This is a genomic window from Exiguobacterium profundum (assembly GCF_042652865.1).
GTDB classification, from domain to species: domain Bacteria; phylum Bacillota; class Bacilli; order Exiguobacteriales; family Exiguobacteriaceae; genus Exiguobacterium; species Exiguobacterium profundum.
This window is the reverse complement of sequence record NZ_JBHSHG010000001.1, coordinates 869,947-885,892: the sequence shown is the minus strand read 5'-3', so window position 1 is coordinate 885,892 and position 15,946 is coordinate 869,947. Positions and strand designations below refer to the sequence as shown.

The window sequence follows — 15,946 nt, the reverse complement described above, 5'->3', positions numbered from 1 at the left end:
TGTCGTAGGAAAGAAGGATGATTCAATGCACACGGTTCAAATCCCAGTAAGGTATCAAGAGACGGACATGATGGGCATCGTCTATCATGCCAACTATTTAGTTTATTTAGAGATTGCGCGCACGGAATTGTTACGACAACTAGGTGTCGAGTATAAAGATATGGAAGAAGCGGGATTTGTCTCTCCTGTGACAAATGTATCCATGGACTATAAGCGTAGCGTGACGTATGGTGATACGGTTCATGTTCGTGTATGGGTCGATCAATATTCAAAAATCAGAACGATTTACGGCTATGAGTTGACGAATCAACATGGAGAACTTGTTGGCACAGCCACTACAACGCATGTCGTCGTCAAACGAGGCGACTTCAAACCGATTCGACTTGATCGAGAGTTCCCGAAATGGCATGAAATGTATTTGAACGTCATGAACCCTGTTTAAGAATCTTCTGTCTTCGTACCGTCAGTGTGGTATCATATCTTGACGGTACTTTTTGTTATCTAGAAAGGGGAAGATCGCATGCGTTATCCATCGATTTTGATGGTTTGCGGCGCCTTGACGTTCATGTTAGCCGGTTGTACGACAAACGAGCAAGTTGAACCGAAAGAACCAACAACACAGTCATCAACAGTAGATGAACCAGAGACAGAACCAAATGAACCGACTTCGGATCGTGAAGATGAGACAGTCACCGAGTCACCTTCTGAGGAGGAGACGTCGGACGAGTCTGAACAGCCGACCGAACCAGTAGAGGAAGAACCTGTGGCACCTAGTCAACCGATTGAAACGGATGGTGTGGCCAATTTGGAATTAGATGAATTGATTCTTGTAAACAAGAAAATTGCATTACCCGCCGACTATCAGCCGAGTGATTTGGTAGAGGCGAACATTGATTTTGTCGACTCGACAGTCGGTGAACGTCGAATGTTACGTAAAGAAGCTGCTCAGGCGATTGAAGGTCTAATGAAAGGTGCAAAAGCAGCAGGAATTGATTTGAAAGGGACGAGTGCGTTCCGTTCATACGCCTATCAAGTCAATCTCTTCAATGCTTATGTCGAACGAGATGGCAAAGAACAAGCCATGAAATATTCCGCACCACCAGGTCATTCTGAACATCAAACAGGACTTGCGATTGACGTATCGAGCGCCTCGGTCAACTATCAACTGACTCAAAGTCTCGGTGAAACGGTTGAAGGAAAATGGCTGGCAGATCATGCTCACGAGTATGGATTTATCATCCGTTACCAAAAAGCCTTTGAGGAAGAAACCGGATATATGTACGAACCATGGCACTTACGCTATATCGGTATTGAGCATGCGAAACAGGTACATGCATTGAATCAGCCATATGATCGCTATATTGCGGAATTTGTGAAATAAGGGGAATTGCGATGCCATATGTGACAGAAATCATGATTATTATTTTAAGTTATTTACTTGGTGCCATTCCGTTTGCCCTCATCATCGGCAAGCTCGGCTATCGCGTAGACGTTCGAGAACATGGGAGCGGCAATCTGGGAACGACGAACACGTTTCGTGTATTAGGGAAGAAGGCAGGAATCCTCGTCTTACTCGGTGACATGGGGAAAGGTCTTGTCGCTGCATTGCTGCCTCTACTGTTCGGAAGCGAGATGAGCCTGCTTCTTGCCGGGATTCCGGCAGTGATTGGACACTCTTATCCTGTCTTTGCGAAATTCAAAGGTGGAAAATCGGTTGCGACGAGCGGTGGTGTTTTGTTGGCAGCCTTCCCATGGTTCTTCTTTGTCGTCGTCGGTACATTCATCGTGACTCTCCTCACCTCGCGCATGGTATCCCTCTCCTCGATGGCTGCCGCCGTGGTAGGACTGGTGACGGCAACGACTTATAGCATCGTGACGAAAGATTGGTTACCCCTGATCGTCATCGTGCCACTCGCATTGTTCATTATTATTAAGCATCGTACCAATTGGCAACGTATACGTGCTGGAAAAGAACCAAAAGTTCCGCTGTTTCAACACAAGCCGAAATCATGACTCATGCAGGTACGTCCGTGAAGGGCGTGCCTTTTTTTGTGTATTGTCGTTGATTTACACAAAAAAGAAACAAAAACATGTTGGATTTGCTCGTTCTTTACTTTCAATTTACGTTAAATTTACATGCGTTCGTTACACTAGAAAAGGAAAGATTATTGTGGAGGAGGCAGGGACGTGTCTTTAATCGGTGAAGAGCGTAAACAGAAAATTGTAGAATGGATCGAAAGAGAAGGCAAAGTAAAAACAAGCGAGTTGATCGAGCGTTTGAACGTATCGGGGGAATCGATTCGCCGTTATTTAGAAGAATTAGAAAAAGAACATCGAATCAAACGTGTATACGGGGGAGCGGTCCTTCATCAGAGCATGTCCTTTCAGCCTATCGTGATTGCAAACATGGATGGAATTCGTCGGATTGCCTATACCGCATTTCAGTTGATTCCAGATGATACATTATTATATATCGGACACGGGGTCGCGGCAGAGCAAGTGGCTTCCCGGTTACGTGGTCGCAATGTGACGGTCGTGACGCCATCGTTGACGGTGGCGAAGGCGTTGTTTGAACAGCGGGCGAAAGGTGTGCTTGGTGGCGAAATTCAGCTATTAGGTGGTACAATCGACCCGAAACATCTCGTGACGACAGGTGAGCAGGTCCTGGCGCAACTACAGACATACATGTTCGACCTTGCCATTTTGTCCGTCGAAGGGGTCGACGCATCACTAGGTTTAACATGTGACGCTTTCGGCCTCGCCAGTATCACCCAGTCGGTGATGTCACAAAGTCGCGAGACGTTCTTACTGACGGACCATACCCAACTAAATCAACAAAAACGGTATCGCGTCTGTGATTTTTCGAAGGTGACGGCGATTATCTCTGATTTTCCGGAGCCTCAAGATTTCAAAGGCGTCTTAGCCGAACATGGTGTGGACTGGAAGTTCGCACCGTAAAGGGAGCGATTTAATGAATGTAGAAGTGATTGTCACTACACTAACGGAAGCTATTCAGGCTGAGCAACTCGGTGCGAAACGACTCGAACTGATTGCGGATATGGAAAACGGGGGCATCACACCAAGTTTTGGAACGATTCGAAATGTGGTCGAACATGTGTCGATTCCGGTGCATGTGATGATAAGACCCCATACACATTCGTTCCATTTCAATGAGGATGATGTCGAGACTATGCTTGCGGATATCGGTCTATGCCGTGAGCTAGGTGTCGATGGAATCGTATTCGGTGCATTGACACAGGATGGCGCGATTGACGAGCGGATCTTAGGGGAAGTGATCAAGCACAAAGGGGAAATGACGCTCACGTTCCACCGTGCCTTCGATGCATCACGTGATGTCTTTGAAGCGATGGATGTGTTGAATGAATATCCGGAAGTAGATATTCTCCTTACTTCAGGCGGTGCCAAAACTGTACTAGAAGGAATCGAAACCTTGATAGCCTTGAAGGAACAGGCCGAGATGACAATTTTGCCTGGTGCAGGGATCACGGTGGAAACGTTACCGATTCTTCAAGAACGTCTTGACGTAGCGATGGTACACATAGGAAATGGCGTACGAACGAATGGACAGCTCGATGAAGTGAAGTTCAAACAACTTCTTGGATGAGCCAATGCGGAAAACAGTCGGAAGACTGTTTTTTTGCTATAATGAGAGAAAACAATAAATGTAGGTGAATTCATGCAATCTTCCGTTTACAAACAATATGCGCTACGAATGCTATCAGGGAAGTGGGGCATTTCATTACTCGTCGTCTTAACTGTCATGGTCATTCAAGCGATGATCACGACCCGACTTGATCTCTCGGCGAACGACCCCGAAGTTCTTTTGACATCGGTGGCGCTTCTTTACGGGGCGACGGTTCTGCTCGCACCTATCGAGCTCGGGAAAAATTGGGTGTTTCTCCAGGTGGCGAAAGATGAAAAGCCAACGTTCGGATTGTTGATTGAATCGTTCGGGTCACTTAAAGACTATTCACGTGCCGTGGTCTATTATGCGGTATTCTATTTAGGTCTAAACGTTCTAATGCTTTTCCTGATTGTACCTGGTGTCTGGTTCTATTTGACGTATCGCATCGCGCCATTTATCATGCGAGATGAGCCGGACCTATCTGCATTCCAGGCGATGCGAAAAAGCCGCCAAATGATGAAAGGGCACAAACAGACGATGTTAAAGCTCTATGCGAGTTTTATCGGATGGTATGCGCTCGTCCTTCTTACTGGAGGCTTAGCTTATATCTTTGTCACACCATATCTTCAAACGGCGATTTCTGGACTCTATTTAGAGTTAAATGCCTCCTATCAAGCAAAACAACCGGTCGGATAACCCGACCGGTTGTTTTATGTTCCGTGCTGATCTGACTTTTTGGGGTTTGGGGCGTCTTCAAAATCTTGTTTTTCCTCTTCCGACGCATCCGCATGCCACTTTTTTGCTTGCTCGGTGGCAATGGGGATCGCTTTCGTCTCAGAGTAGCCTTGCGCGAGTAATGCGTTCGCGATATCAATGGCTTTCTTTTTTACAAGTGGATCGAAGTTTTTCAGTGATTCTGGATAGTCTTTCATATTCCATGGCACGAAAATCGCCTCCTTCACTCCTACTAATTCCACAAACATCCGGTTTCAAACGTCTTGATGAAGATAATACTCGATCAGTGCTTGCGTGCCATTCTCTCCGTATCCATTCTTTTCAAGAATTGAATAGAGGCGATGTGCGAGCTCGAGACCTGGTAATGTCACTTGTAGCTCGTGTGCGCTCTCGATGGCAAGTGTCATGTCTTTGATAAAGTGTTTGATGAAGAAGCCAGGTGCATAATCTTCGACAATCATGCGTGGAACCAAGTTTTCAAGCGTCCAGCTACCTGCTGCCCCACCACGAATCGTACGAACGAGTGCCTCTGGGTCAATTCCAGCTCGTTTACTGAACGCTAACATTTCGGCATTCCCCATCATGATTCCGGCAATGGCGATTTGATTGGCAAGTTTCGCATATTGACCGCTTCCTGCGTATCCCATTCGTTCTATCGATTGTCCCATCGCTTCAAATAAAGGCTTCGCTTTATTGAAGGCGAATTCACCCCCACCGACTAAAATCGATAGCGTTCCATTTTTGGCGCCGACATCGCCTCCAGTTACTGGTGCGTCAAGTGGGAGGAGACTCCGCTCAATGGCTGTCTCAGCTATCCGTTCAGCCAGTTTCGGTGAGGACGTCGTCATGTCGATCAATAATGTACCTGGTTCTGCCGAATCAAGAATGTTTCCTTCACCAAAATAGATGGATTCGACATCAGACGGATAGCCGACGATAGTGATGACGGCATCGGCATCTCGGCAAACGTCCTGTACCGAATCACACCATGTCACACCTTCCTCTAACAGTGCAGCTGCCTTCTCTTTCGTCCGTGTGTATGCTTGTACTTCAAATCCGTGTTTCATCAAATTACGTACCATCGATTGGCCCATGACCCCGAGCCCGATAAATCCGATTGTTTTCATGTGGCTTGTCCCCCTAATAATTGTTGTGAAACGAGTCGCTGATATAGTGCGTTCTCTGTTAAAAGTTGCTCGTGTTTCCCGATTCCGCTGATTTGTCCGTCTTCTAAGACGACAATCTGGTCAGCATGTCTGACAGTCGAGAGTCGGTGGGCAATCACAAGCGTCGTTCGTCCGACCATCAGGCGGTCTAACGCTTCTTGGACCACGCGTTCTGATTCTGAATCTAGACTTGATGTTGCCTCGTCGAGCAATAAAATCTGTGGATTTCGTAACAATGCTCGCGCGATAGCAAGTCGTTGTCGCTGCCCGCCAGACAAACGGATACCTCGCTCACCAATCTCCGTATCGAGCTGTTCAGGCATCGTTTCAATAAACGACCATGCGTTGGCCATCTCACAGGCTTCTTTGATTTCATCATCGCTCGTTTCATGTCGAAGTCCGTACACAATGTTTGTCCGTACAGATCCCGAAAGGACGGGTGAATCTTGAGCGACATATCCGATGATTTGACGCCAAGTATCACGCCCGTATGTTTGAATCTCCCGATTTCCATATCGAATCGTCCCTGCCGTCGGTAAATAGAACTGTTCGACAAGTGAGAAAAGTGTCGTTTTCCCTGCACCACTCCGTCCGACGATGGCGGTTGTCGCCCCTGGTGAAACTTGAAGTGTCAATCCTTGGATGACGGGTTCAGTGCCATAATGGAAAGCAACGTCTTCAAATGAGAGTGCCGTCTGATGAATCATTTCTTCATGTGTGCTGTATGGTTCGGGACGGACTTCGAGCAACTCTGCAATCCGTTCCGTTGCTCCACGCGCCTTTTGAAGCCTTGTCAAAAATTCACTCATCGTGATGAGCGGCGTGATGATTTGGAAGAGATAGAGCATGAAGGCGAGTAGTTCGCCCGTTGATAAAGCTCCGGTCGAGACTCGATATGCGCCGAACCCGAGGATGGCAATCAACATCCCGGTCAAGGTCACATTGAGAAGGGGAATGAGGATCGCTTGAATTCGTCCTTCCTTCACCCCGTAATCGAACAGTGTCTCGATTTTTGCTTTGCCGGTTTTCACTTCCATCTGTTCCGTCGCTTGTGATTTGACGAGTCGAATCTCACCGAGCAGTTCGGCGAAGAAGCCGGAAAGATTTCCGAGTTCTTGTTGTGTCTCTTTTGCGATAATCCGAAGCTTCCGTCCGAGCGGTATGACAATGATGAGTGTGGTCGGAACAGAGAACAAGATGACGAGTGTCATTTGCCAATCGAGTGTGAACAAGATGGCGACGGCGCCGATGACCGAGACGAGGGAGGTCAACAACCTGACACTTTGTTCGGATAACAACTGTTGAAGCGTCGTCGTATCATTGTTCAACCGAGACACCAGTTCCCCCGACTTGATGCCGTCATAGAATGGAATCGGCAGTTTGACGAGATGGTCCCACAAGGTCGTGCGTAAATTGGCAACGACCCGTTGCCCCACAATATGTAACCAATAAATCGAAACGGCACTCGTGATGACCTGAATCAAAAATGCGATGACGAAATAGATGATCCATTCAGGTGTCAATAAGTCGCTGCTCCACCGGTCGACCACACGCTGCAAGATGAGCGGAATGGCCAGTGAGGCGACGGCTTGAAGGAGCGAGATCAGAATGGCTCCGACAAATAGATTTTTCGGAGGATTCGCGATTTTGAATAATTGAAAAAAAGTTTGCCATGTTGATGATTTCATTTTGAAGTCCTCCTCTCCTCTTACTTTCGCTGTTTCAAAAACGGGTGTCAAGACGTCGAATCATACGAATGACTCATGCTAGAATAGGAAAGAGAGGTGATACGTGATGAAATGGATTCACACGGCCGATTGGCATCTAGGTAAGATCGTCCACGGTCGACATATGACAGAAGATCAACGGAATATCTTATTCCATTCTTTTTTACAAATCGTAGATGAGGAACGACCCGATGCGGTCATCATCGCAGGGGATTTATATGACCGAGCCGTCCCTCCCGTCGAGGCGGTCGATTTACTCGATGAGATGTGGCGAGAGCTCGTCTTGAACCGCGGAATACCAGTCGTAGCCATCGCCGGAAACCATGATTCGGCAGAACGTCTCGAATATAGTTCGAAGTTATTGAGACAAGTAGGACTTCACATCGTCGGTAAGCTAGACCCGACATCTGGTCCCCTTGATGTAGCGGGAGTCCCATTTTATCCGATTCCATTCCTTGAGCCGGCTCGTGTACGGCATATCCTCGGTATCGACTCGATTCGAACGCATCATGATGCACTGGAGGCGGTCATTGAAGCTTTCGGTATGATCGAAAAAGATGCCGTGACGATTGGTCACAGTTTTGTAGCGGGAGGACTGGAGACGGATTCAGAACGTCAACTATCTGTTGGCACGGCAGGACAGGTCGCAAAAGGGTTATATGAGCCTTTTTCGTATACGGCATTAGGTCATTTACATAATCGTGATGCGATTCAATCAGAAAGAATTGCATATAGTGGGTCGCTCATGAAATATTCGTTTTCCGAGGTCAATCATGAAAAATCCGTCGACGTTCTGGAATGGGACGGTCAATGGACACGTCGTCGCCGTGCCTTGACACCAGAGCGGGATATGCGACAACTCACCGGAACATTGAACGAACTCCTTGCCCCAACTTATTATCAGCAACAAAAGACAGATGATTACCTTAAAATTGTATTGACCGATGATACGGCGCTTCATGATCCGATGGCGAAACTTCGGACTGTCTATCCGAATATCCTTCATCTTGAATTGGAACTGTTACGTCGCCAGGAGCAGACATCCACGTTTGAACGCGAGACGCTCGAAAGACAGTCAGTAGAAGAGGTATATCTCCAATTTTTTGAGGCCGTACATGATCGCACTGCCTCAGATGCCGTGAAGCAAATGATAGAAGAAGGTGATGACTAATGAGACCGGTTGAATTGATGATTCAAGCATTTGGACCGTATGCAGAACGTGAAACGATTGACTTCACCCAGTTGGTTGGTCGCTCGATGTTTGTCGTCAGCGGTCGGACGGGCGCCGGGAAGACGACCATTTTTGATGCGATGACGTTTGCCCTTTATGGCCGGGCGAGTGGGTCGCTTCGAAATGCTAGTGACTTCAGAAGCCAGTATGCACAACCTGAGTTGAAGACGGAAGTAGATTTTTCGTTCACGATTCGAGGTGACCGCTATCGGATCGTAAGACAGCCGCAACAACCTCATCCGAAAAATAAGACGCCAATTCCGCACGAGGCCATCCTCTATGAATGGGAGGACGGTTGGAAGCCGCTGGCGACGAAGGTGAACGAGGTACAAGAACGAATCGAATCGATTTTACAATTATCGTATGAACAGTTCAGTCAAATCTTGTTGCTCCCTCAAAACCAATTTAGACAATTACTCGACTCGAACTCGAATGAAAAACAACAAATCCTCCAATCCATTTTCAAAACAGAGGCATATCGTACGTTTCAGGAGAAGTGGGGTGAACGCTATAGCGCGTATCGAAAACAAGTGGAATGGGCGGTCGAGCGGACGCGACTCAAGTTATTAGAGCTCGAAGATGAAGCAATCGAAGAGGTGTCGACCCAGTCCATCGAGGAGATTCAACGTTGGCTTGACGAGCGTGAAGAATATCTGATGACAACATGTGATACGGCCAAAACCCAGAAACAACTGTATGCGACAGCACTGGAAGAGGCAAGAGAAGCGCTTGAGAAAGCAAAATCACTCGTCACGCTGTTCAAGGAGCGAGAAGAAACCGATCGAGCACTTGCAATCTTTTTAAACGGTGAATCGATTCGAAATGAAACACGTGAACTGCTAACAAATTTAGAGGTGGCGGCAAACATTCGTCCAGTCTTTGAACGGTTACAGGAGTTAGAGCAACTCGTGCGTCGGTTGACGATGGAAGAACAGACCTCTTCGACAAAATTAGAGCACTTGCAATCCTCTCAATCAAAGTTAATGGAGCAACAACCAACGATTGAAACGGACAAAGAAGAAGTCATCTCTCGTAAGGAGCGACTTCGGATCGTCGATGAGATGATGCCAAGAATCAAGGAGCGCGCCACACTCGTGACCCTTCGTGACCGATTGATGAATCGTGCAAAAGAATTGGTCATGTTTTCAAAAGAAGTTCGGTTACAAGAACTTCAAGAAAGAGAACGGCGATTGGTCGACAGCATAAAGTCTGAACCTAGCGAACGAGCAGTCGACGCCGAGCGTCATGTCGACCGATTGGTAAAGCTGGCATCTCTTGAAACAAAGGCACGTGAGTTATCGAAACAACTCGACGAATGTGAACGAACGGGCAAAGACGTTCAACGACAGTACGTGACCCAACAAGAAGTGGTCACCACGTTTACACAGCAAGAACAATTAATACTAGCGAAACAACTGAGCGAGACGCTTGTAGACGGTGAGCCATGCCCGGTATGCGGTTCTCGTCATCATGATATCCCACAACACGAAGAAACCGTTACGAACATCGCGGAGCGGGATGCGGTCGTGGCACGTCTTGATGATTTGTCCACAAGCTTAATCGAAGCGAGGGCGGATTATCGTTCGCTTCATCAACAACTTGAAGCAGTCCGACAAGAACTAGATCAAGCTTCCAAAGACATTCAATTCAATGGCGATGTCACAGAAGAACTCAATAAGTGGCGATCACGTGCAGAGCTATTGCAACGGGAAGAACGAATGCGTCAAGAGAACGAACGGACACTTCGCCAACTGTCAGCAGAAATCCGACAGTTAGAGCAAGAGCGACGTCAACAGTTCGAAGAGCGGGAGCGTGTCGTATCCGAACTTGAAATGACGCAACAAAGTCTGTACGCACTCGGTCAAAGTGAAGAAACGACATTCGATGCGTTGCAGCGCGAGCGAGCCGACCTTGAGCACCGCATCTCGATGTTGATGAAACAAGTCGAAGCGTACGACCTTGAGTTTGAGACGGTGAAAAAAGCACTTTGGAAAGAGGAAGAACGACTGTCATTGATCCGTGAACAGTTGACTGAAGCATCGAAGCAGTATGATGCCCAGCAGACCATTTGGGTCAATCAGCTAGAAGCATCACATCTGACGCGTGAACGCTATGAATCATACGCCAATCAAATCGACAAGCGGACAATGATTCGTGAACAGTTGCAACGTGAGGAGGAAGAAGGTGTTCGACTCCGACACCATAAACAGATGATTGAAGAAAAACTGAAGAATCAGGAGCGACCAGACCTGCATGAGATGGAGATGAAAGTGAAGGAAGTGGCTGAATGCAGTGAGCAGGCGTCGAAACAGCTGATCACAGCCCAAGATGCCTTGTCTCGACATAGACACGTCATCTCGGAATGGAATACCCTTCGCGAACAGACGGCGCAAGAAGAGCAGAAATTAGAGACAATCAAATTGATTGCGGATACGGGGAAGGGAATCAACCCACAGAAAATGACGTTTGAGACATATGTTCAAACCGCCTTTTTTGATCAGATCCTTCATGCGGCCAACATTCATTTGGATCAGATGACGAGCGGTCAGTTCCGGCTTGAGCGGAAAGTCGAGACGGCGAAAGGGAATGCCAAATCTGGTCTTGAGCTTCTCGTCTTTGATGCCTATACCGGACAATCGCGTCGTGTACAAAATTTATCTGGCGGTGAAGGGTTTAAGGCGTCGTTGTCACTCGCTCTTGGACTTGCGGAGGTGGTCCAACAGCTGAGTGGGGGCATCAGTCTTGAAACGATGCTCATCGATGAAGGATTCGGTACGCTCGATGCCGAATCTCTAGACCAGGCGATTGAACTATTGATGTCTTTACAGGCGACCGGTCGGCTCGTCGGCGTCATCAGTCATGTCCAAGAATTGAAAGACCGTGTCGATGCACGGATTGAAGTGAAAAAATCTAGAAGCGGGTCGTCGATCCAGCTGATTGTGGAGTGATGGTTGTGAAAAAGATGGTGACGAAGTCGAGTCTCATCGAAAAGTTAAAAGAAGCCGGCGTTCGCTCGGGAGAGGCGTTGTTTGTCCATTCGTCGCTCTCAAAACTCGGTTGGGTATGTGGAGGGGCGCAGACCGTCATTGAAGCGATTCTGGAAGTGGTCGGTCCATCTGGGTTGATTATGATGGCGACCCAGACCGGAGACAATTCAGACCCAGCTGAATGGGAAGCGCCACCTGTCCCCGTGGAATGGTGGCAGACGATTCGCGCGGAGATGCCTCCGTACGAAGCTGATAAAACAGCGACACGTGGCATGGGACGTGTGCCGGAACTGTTCCGAAACTATCCGCACGTATATCGTAGTTCCCATCCGATGTGGTCTGTTGCCGCCTGGGGCGATGGGGCTGAAGCCATCGTGTCCGGTCATACTATCGATGTCGGGTTCGGTCCAGGTTCACCTATCGAGCGAATGATTGAGCGAAACGCACGAATCCTTCACCTTGGGTCTCCGCTCGATGCGACGACACTCTGGCATTATGCCGAGTACGGAATTGATGGCCCGACCAAATCATTCGGTTGTGCTGTTATAGAACGAGGGGAGCGAAAGTGGCGTACATTTGAACATGTCGATGTGAACAGCGATCCGTTTGGCGCAATCGGCGAGAACATCGTCAAACAAAAGGATGTGCGAACATTTTCTATCCATGAAGCGACATGTTATCTCATTCCGTCTAGCACATGGGAACCAGTCCAACATGCGCTCATCGCGCTTCGTAGCTGGTTGAGATAGAGTAAATAGAATCGAGGGGAAGTTACGGATGAATCGTTGGATGAAACTATTGAGTATTGCGGTACTCATCATTTTACTCGTTGCCGGTTTGGCTATCGGAGGAATCTCGGCTCATATTGGGGACCAGTTGACGTCACCGGAGCGGGAAACATTGACATACACCCCGAAATCACTTGGTTTGAAGTACGAGAATGTGACAATCGAATCGGAGGAAGGATATGACTTATACGGATGGTGGATTCCTCATCCTACGCCGCGTGCGACCATCGTCTTTGCCCACGGATATGGGAAGAACCGTGAACAGGAAGATTTACCGTTGAAAGAGTTGATTCCAGAATTTCATGAACAAGGATACCAATTTTTAACGTTCGATTTTCGCGGTTCAGGGATATCAGAGGGTGACCGAGTCACGGTCGGCGCTAAAGAACAATCCGATTTAAAAGCGGCCATCCAATATGCGAAAGGTCGTTCAGAAGGACCGGTTGTCTTGTATGGGATTTCAATGGGAGCGGCGACAGCACTCTCTACAGCTGATGATGTCGAAGTTGCTGCAGTCATCGCCGACAGTCCGTTTAGTGATTTACGAAATTATCTCGAGACAAATCTTCCGGTATGGAGTGACTTGCCGAACGTTCCGTTCACGCCCGTCATCATGACTGTGACCCCTTGGTTCACCGGTCTCGATGCCGATGTCGTATCTCCTATTCAGGATATCAAGTTGATTGAGGCTCCTATCTTATTGATCCACAGTAAAGGCGATGATGCGATTCCTGTTTCTGAAAGTGAAAAATTGGCTGAAGCACAAAAACGCGTCGAACTTTGGGTGACTGATAACGAAGGTCATGTCGGATCGTACCAGTCATTCCAGAATGAATATCGTCAACAAATATTCGAGTTTCTAGAACGGTCATTGTAAGCAAAGGGGCGCATTCGACGCCCCTTTTTGATATGATTGCAGACGAGACCAATGAAAGAAGGGTACAACATGGACGTTTTACAAGTATTACAGTTTCTCCTTTTAGGAACGTTAATCGGAATCTTGAGTGGATTCTTTGGAATTGGTGGTGGAATCTTACTGACACCACTTCTTCTTGTCTTCGGGTATGAAGCGAGTGCGGCGATTGCCCTTAGCCTGATGTTGACGCTCGGATCAACGACGGCAGGAACGATCTCGCATATCCGTTTGCGTAACGTGAACGTGTCGCACGCCTTATGGATCGGTGTGTTCGGGATTGTCGGGACCTGGATTGCCACACCGCTTGTCTTTTATTTAGAAGGAGTCGATGGGGCGACACTGATCATCTCACTCGTCTATATCGCATTACTCACATATTTTGCGGTTTCTTTCTTTCGTTCGAAACAGCATGTGGAAGGAAGCGTCGGAACGGACTCTGTACCACGCCTTGGGATCATCGGTGTGTTCGCGGGGTTCATCTCCTCGTTGATGGGAGTAAGCGGTGGATTCGTCTTGACTCCTCTTCAGGTCAAGTTGTTGAACACAGAGATGAAGCGTGCGGTCGGAACGAGTATTACGGCAGCGCTTCTCATCGTCGTATCCGGTGTCATCAGTTATACGGTGGCAGGTGCTGAAACGAATTATCTGCACGGTCTTGCTCTGATTGCGGGTGCCATGATCGGATCGCCATTTGGGGCGAAACAGCTACAACGTTTCAGCTCGCAGCACGTCAAAAAAGCGCTCGGTGGATTTTATATCACGGTCGCCATCAGTGTAGGGTTGAATTTGATAGGGTGGAATACGGCATCACTTGCACTTCTCGTCACATTAGCGCTTCTGTTCATCGTCACCCTCCTCATTCGACCACGCAAAAAATAAACCCCGTCTTCGGACGGGGTTTTAACGTCTAGCAATATGGTCAATGTTTTCTTGAATCTCGCCAACTTTCGCTTTAGCCTCACGGAGTCTTCGCTCAAACGCATCTGTGTCACGTTTCTCATGAGACGACTTATCGATTCCTTGACGCTGCCCTTTGTCAGAGCGTTGGTAAAAGTGGGTCGCTTTCTGTAAGCGTTTTTTAAACGTCGAGTCGCTCATCGGGACACCCCCTTCCATACTACAGTTATTCCACAGATGGAAACGGGTGAAACGTTCGAACCTTTACGAAGCGAGGGAACGACGAACTTGAACGTTCTGAGAAATTTTCACAGCTAATATGGCAGCAAGCACTGCTTTCAAAGCGTCACCGAAGAGGAATGGAATATTAACTTTGAGCGCATCAATGAACGACATACCGAGAACGATCTCGAGTCCGATACTTCCGAGTAAGTAGACGAGCCCTAGACCGAATAAAAAGTTATAGCCAATCAATGCAGGGATGGAGCGATAGCGTTCGCTGAACCAGCCAATGAAGAGCGCTGCAATCGGAAAGGCGATTAAATATCCGACAGTTGGTCCTACAAATGGTGCGAGACCTCCTTGACCACTCAATACTGGAAGTCCGATCAAGCCGAGCAGGAGGTACACGATGACTGCCAAAAATCCTTTCCTTGCACCGAATATGCCGGCGATGGTCATGATGGCGAGTGTTTGAAGGGTGATCGGAACGGGTCCAATCGGTATTTCGATGAAACCGATACTTGCGATGAGTGCTGCGCCGAAGGCGATTTGAGTCATATCTTGAATCTTCATATGTAAACCCCTTTTCAGTTAACGTTAACAATATAAAAGTTAACATGTTGAGAAGGGGTTGGCAAGAATTATTTCAAGACAGCCCGTTTTGACTCAAAGCTGTCTGATATGCCTTCGTTTCAACATAAAGCTCATCCTTGAGTGGATGAAGATGTCGTTGACGGATCCGATAAAATTGATAGGAGACAAGTGCCACGTTGAATAAGAGGGAGAGCAGACTGACGATAAAGAAAGCTCTCGGGTCATGTGTCGACGGTACGGGAGCTAATCGGTCGGCGAACGCCGGAACTGTCATGACGAACATAATCCATAAAGCCAACGTGTGGGCACGATGTTGCAACCAAGCTCCTTTTTTAATAAAGAAAGAAGGAATGGTACACGAAAGGAGCAGAATCAATCCCGCGTAAAACGAGTGGTCAGAGATACAATTATAAACGTAAGCAAAATTCCATAAATCATAGGCGATGATCCATGGCCAAATCATATCGGGCCATATCATATCTTTTGATTGATCTTTCGAAATATTGATTCCAACCCATCCGCAGATGGCGATGATGTTCAATAATCCGGCAAAACCGTTCATTAGATTCCAAGGTCCGGACATGACCCAAAGGTGATCGATATAAGCGCCATCGGGAACGTTATAGAAGTATACTTGAAAGTCTCGGATACAAGCTTCTAAAATGTTCAGTGCCAAAATCCCCGGTGGAAAGAATAAGACCCATTTCTTTCGTAATAGCGAGGGCCGATATCGAATAATCATGAAACCGAGACAGCCGGCGAGAGCAGAATATGTTTTCACCCAGTTGAACCAAGTACCCGTTCCATATTCATTCCCTGGTGCTGCGGTAGTCGGCCAAACAAATAGGGTCAGTATAGTCGGGACTATCAAGAATAACATTATTCCTCCCCATTTAGTCGTGCGACTGAATTCATTGAAAGCCATCAAGCTAAACAAGACAAATAACCCAATTCCCCATCCAACGAGATCGATTCGTTCATACAGAATTCCCACTCAAATCTCCTCCTTACATCAGTTAATTGTTCACTATTGAGCA

General features: G+C 47.5%; 17 protein-coding genes. 11 read left to right on the top strand and 6 right to left on the bottom strand.

Annotated features, from left to right (window positions below; genetic code table 11):
* Positions 1-25 precede the first annotated feature (25 nt).
* The 6 genes from ACFO4U_RS04610 to ACFO4U_RS04585 all read left to right on the top strand — a co-directional run bounded on the left by ACFO4U_RS04610 (position 26) and on the right by ACFO4U_RS04585 (position 4,342).
* Complete coding sequence (locus ACFO4U_RS04610) at positions 26-442, top strand: acyl-CoA thioesterase (protein WP_012726439.1); 417 nt, start codon at positions 26-28, stop codon at positions 440-442.
* Between the two features lie 78 nt (positions 443-520).
* A complete protein-coding gene (locus ACFO4U_RS04605; RefSeq protein WP_215243872.1) occupies positions 521-1,381 on the top strand; it encodes a M15 family metallopeptidase in 861 nt (286 codons plus the stop codon).
* An 11-nt stretch (positions 1,382-1,392) separates the two neighbouring features.
* On the top strand, positions 1,393-2,013 hold the full coding sequence (gene plsY, locus ACFO4U_RS04600; protein WP_012726437.1) for a glycerol-3-phosphate 1-O-acyltransferase PlsY: 621 nt from the start codon (positions 1,393-1,395) through the stop codon (positions 2,011-2,013).
* 174 nt (positions 2,014-2,187) lie between these two features.
* Positions 2,188-2,958: a DeoR/GlpR family DNA-binding transcription regulator gene (locus ACFO4U_RS04595; RefSeq protein WP_012726436.1), complete on the top strand. Its 771-nt coding sequence runs from the start codon at positions 2,188-2,190 to the stop codon at positions 2,956-2,958.
* Positions 2,959-2,971: 13 nt separating this feature from the next.
* Positions 2,972-3,625, top strand: a complete 654-nt coding sequence (locus ACFO4U_RS04590; RefSeq protein WP_074036888.1) for a copper homeostasis protein CutC — start codon at positions 2,972-2,974, stop codon at positions 3,623-3,625.
* A gap of 72 nt (positions 3,626-3,697) precedes the next feature.
* Positions 3,698-4,342 (top strand): DUF975 family protein, encoded by a 645-nt coding sequence (locus ACFO4U_RS04585; protein ID WP_031423519.1) that lies wholly within the window; start codon positions 3,698-3,700, stop codon positions 4,340-4,342.
* A 14-nt stretch (positions 4,343-4,356) separates the two neighbouring features.
* On the opposite strand, the gene ACFO4U_RS04580 is transcribed toward ACFO4U_RS04585, so the two are convergent.
* From ACFO4U_RS04580 to ACFO4U_RS04570, 3 genes are read right to left on the bottom strand one after another with little or no spacing between them, the layout of a single operon-like run.
* The gene (locus ACFO4U_RS04580) at positions 4,357-4,590 is read right to left on the bottom strand and encodes a DUF2188 domain-containing protein (protein WP_012726433.1); all 234 of its coding nucleotides are present in this window, start codon (positions 4,588-4,590) and stop codon (positions 4,357-4,359) included.
* A 45-nt stretch (positions 4,591-4,635) separates the two neighbouring features.
* Complete coding sequence (locus ACFO4U_RS04575; protein ID WP_211782748.1) at positions 4,636-5,508, bottom strand: NAD(P)-dependent oxidoreductase; 873 nt, start codon at positions 5,506-5,508, stop codon at positions 4,636-4,638.
* Positions 5,505-7,235: an ABC transporter ATP-binding protein gene (locus tag ACFO4U_RS04570; RefSeq protein WP_215243873.1), complete on the bottom strand. Its 1,731-nt coding sequence runs from the start codon at positions 7,233-7,235 to the stop codon at positions 5,505-5,507. The genes ACFO4U_RS04575 and ACFO4U_RS04570 overlap by 4 nt, the downstream gene beginning before the upstream one ends.
* Before the next feature lie 106 nt (positions 7,236-7,341).
* Here ACFO4U_RS04570 and ACFO4U_RS04565 point away from each other — a divergent pair, with 106 nt between their 5' ends.
* The 5 genes from ACFO4U_RS04565 (at position 7,342) to ACFO4U_RS04545 (ending at position 14,075) form a co-directional block, all read left to right on the top strand.
* On the top strand, positions 7,342-8,445 hold the full coding sequence (locus tag ACFO4U_RS04565; protein ID WP_214690827.1) for an exonuclease SbcCD subunit D: 1,104 nt from the start codon (positions 7,342-7,344) through the stop codon (positions 8,443-8,445).
* A complete protein-coding gene (locus ACFO4U_RS04560) occupies positions 8,445-11,453 on the top strand; it encodes an AAA family ATPase (RefSeq protein ID WP_215243874.1) in 3,009 nt (1,002 codons plus the stop codon). The genes ACFO4U_RS04565 and ACFO4U_RS04560 overlap by 1 nt, the downstream gene beginning before the upstream one ends.
* Entirely contained in the window at positions 11,453-12,241 is a 789-nt protein-coding gene (locus ACFO4U_RS04555; protein WP_215243875.1) for an AAC(3) family N-acetyltransferase, read from the top strand. Before ACFO4U_RS04560 ends, ACFO4U_RS04555 begins: the two co-directional genes overlap by 1 nt.
* A gap of 28 nt (positions 12,242-12,269) precedes the next feature.
* Complete coding sequence (locus ACFO4U_RS04550) at positions 12,270-13,157, top strand: alpha/beta hydrolase (protein WP_215243876.1); 888 nt, start codon at positions 12,270-12,272, stop codon at positions 13,155-13,157.
* Positions 13,158-13,226: 69 nt separating this feature from the next.
* Positions 13,227-14,075, top strand: coding sequence for a sulfite exporter TauE/SafE family protein (locus ACFO4U_RS04545; RefSeq protein ID WP_031423531.1), 849 nt, complete (start codon positions 13,227-13,229; stop codon positions 14,073-14,075).
* A gap of 21 nt (positions 14,076-14,096) precedes the next feature.
* Here ACFO4U_RS04545 and ACFO4U_RS04540 read toward each other — a convergent pair whose 3' ends face one another.
* The 3 genes from ACFO4U_RS04540 to ACFO4U_RS04530 all read right to left on the bottom strand — a co-directional run bounded on the left by ACFO4U_RS04540 (position 14,097) and on the right by ACFO4U_RS04530 (position 15,903).
* On the bottom strand, positions 14,097-14,294 hold the full coding sequence (locus ACFO4U_RS04540) for a hypothetical protein (protein WP_012726425.1): 198 nt from the start codon (positions 14,292-14,294) through the stop codon (positions 14,097-14,099).
* Positions 14,295-14,357: 63 nt separating this feature from the next.
* Positions 14,358-14,888 carry a biotin transporter BioY gene (locus tag ACFO4U_RS04535; RefSeq protein WP_012726424.1) on the bottom strand — a complete coding sequence of 177 codons (531 nt, stop codon included), beginning with the start codon at positions 14,886-14,888 and terminating at the stop codon, positions 14,358-14,360.
* Between the two features lie 73 nt (positions 14,889-14,961).
* A complete protein-coding gene (locus ACFO4U_RS04530; protein WP_215243877.1) occupies positions 14,962-15,903 on the bottom strand; it encodes a DUF5692 family protein in 942 nt (313 codons plus the stop codon).
* Between the last annotated feature and the right edge of the window lie 43 nt (positions 15,904-15,946).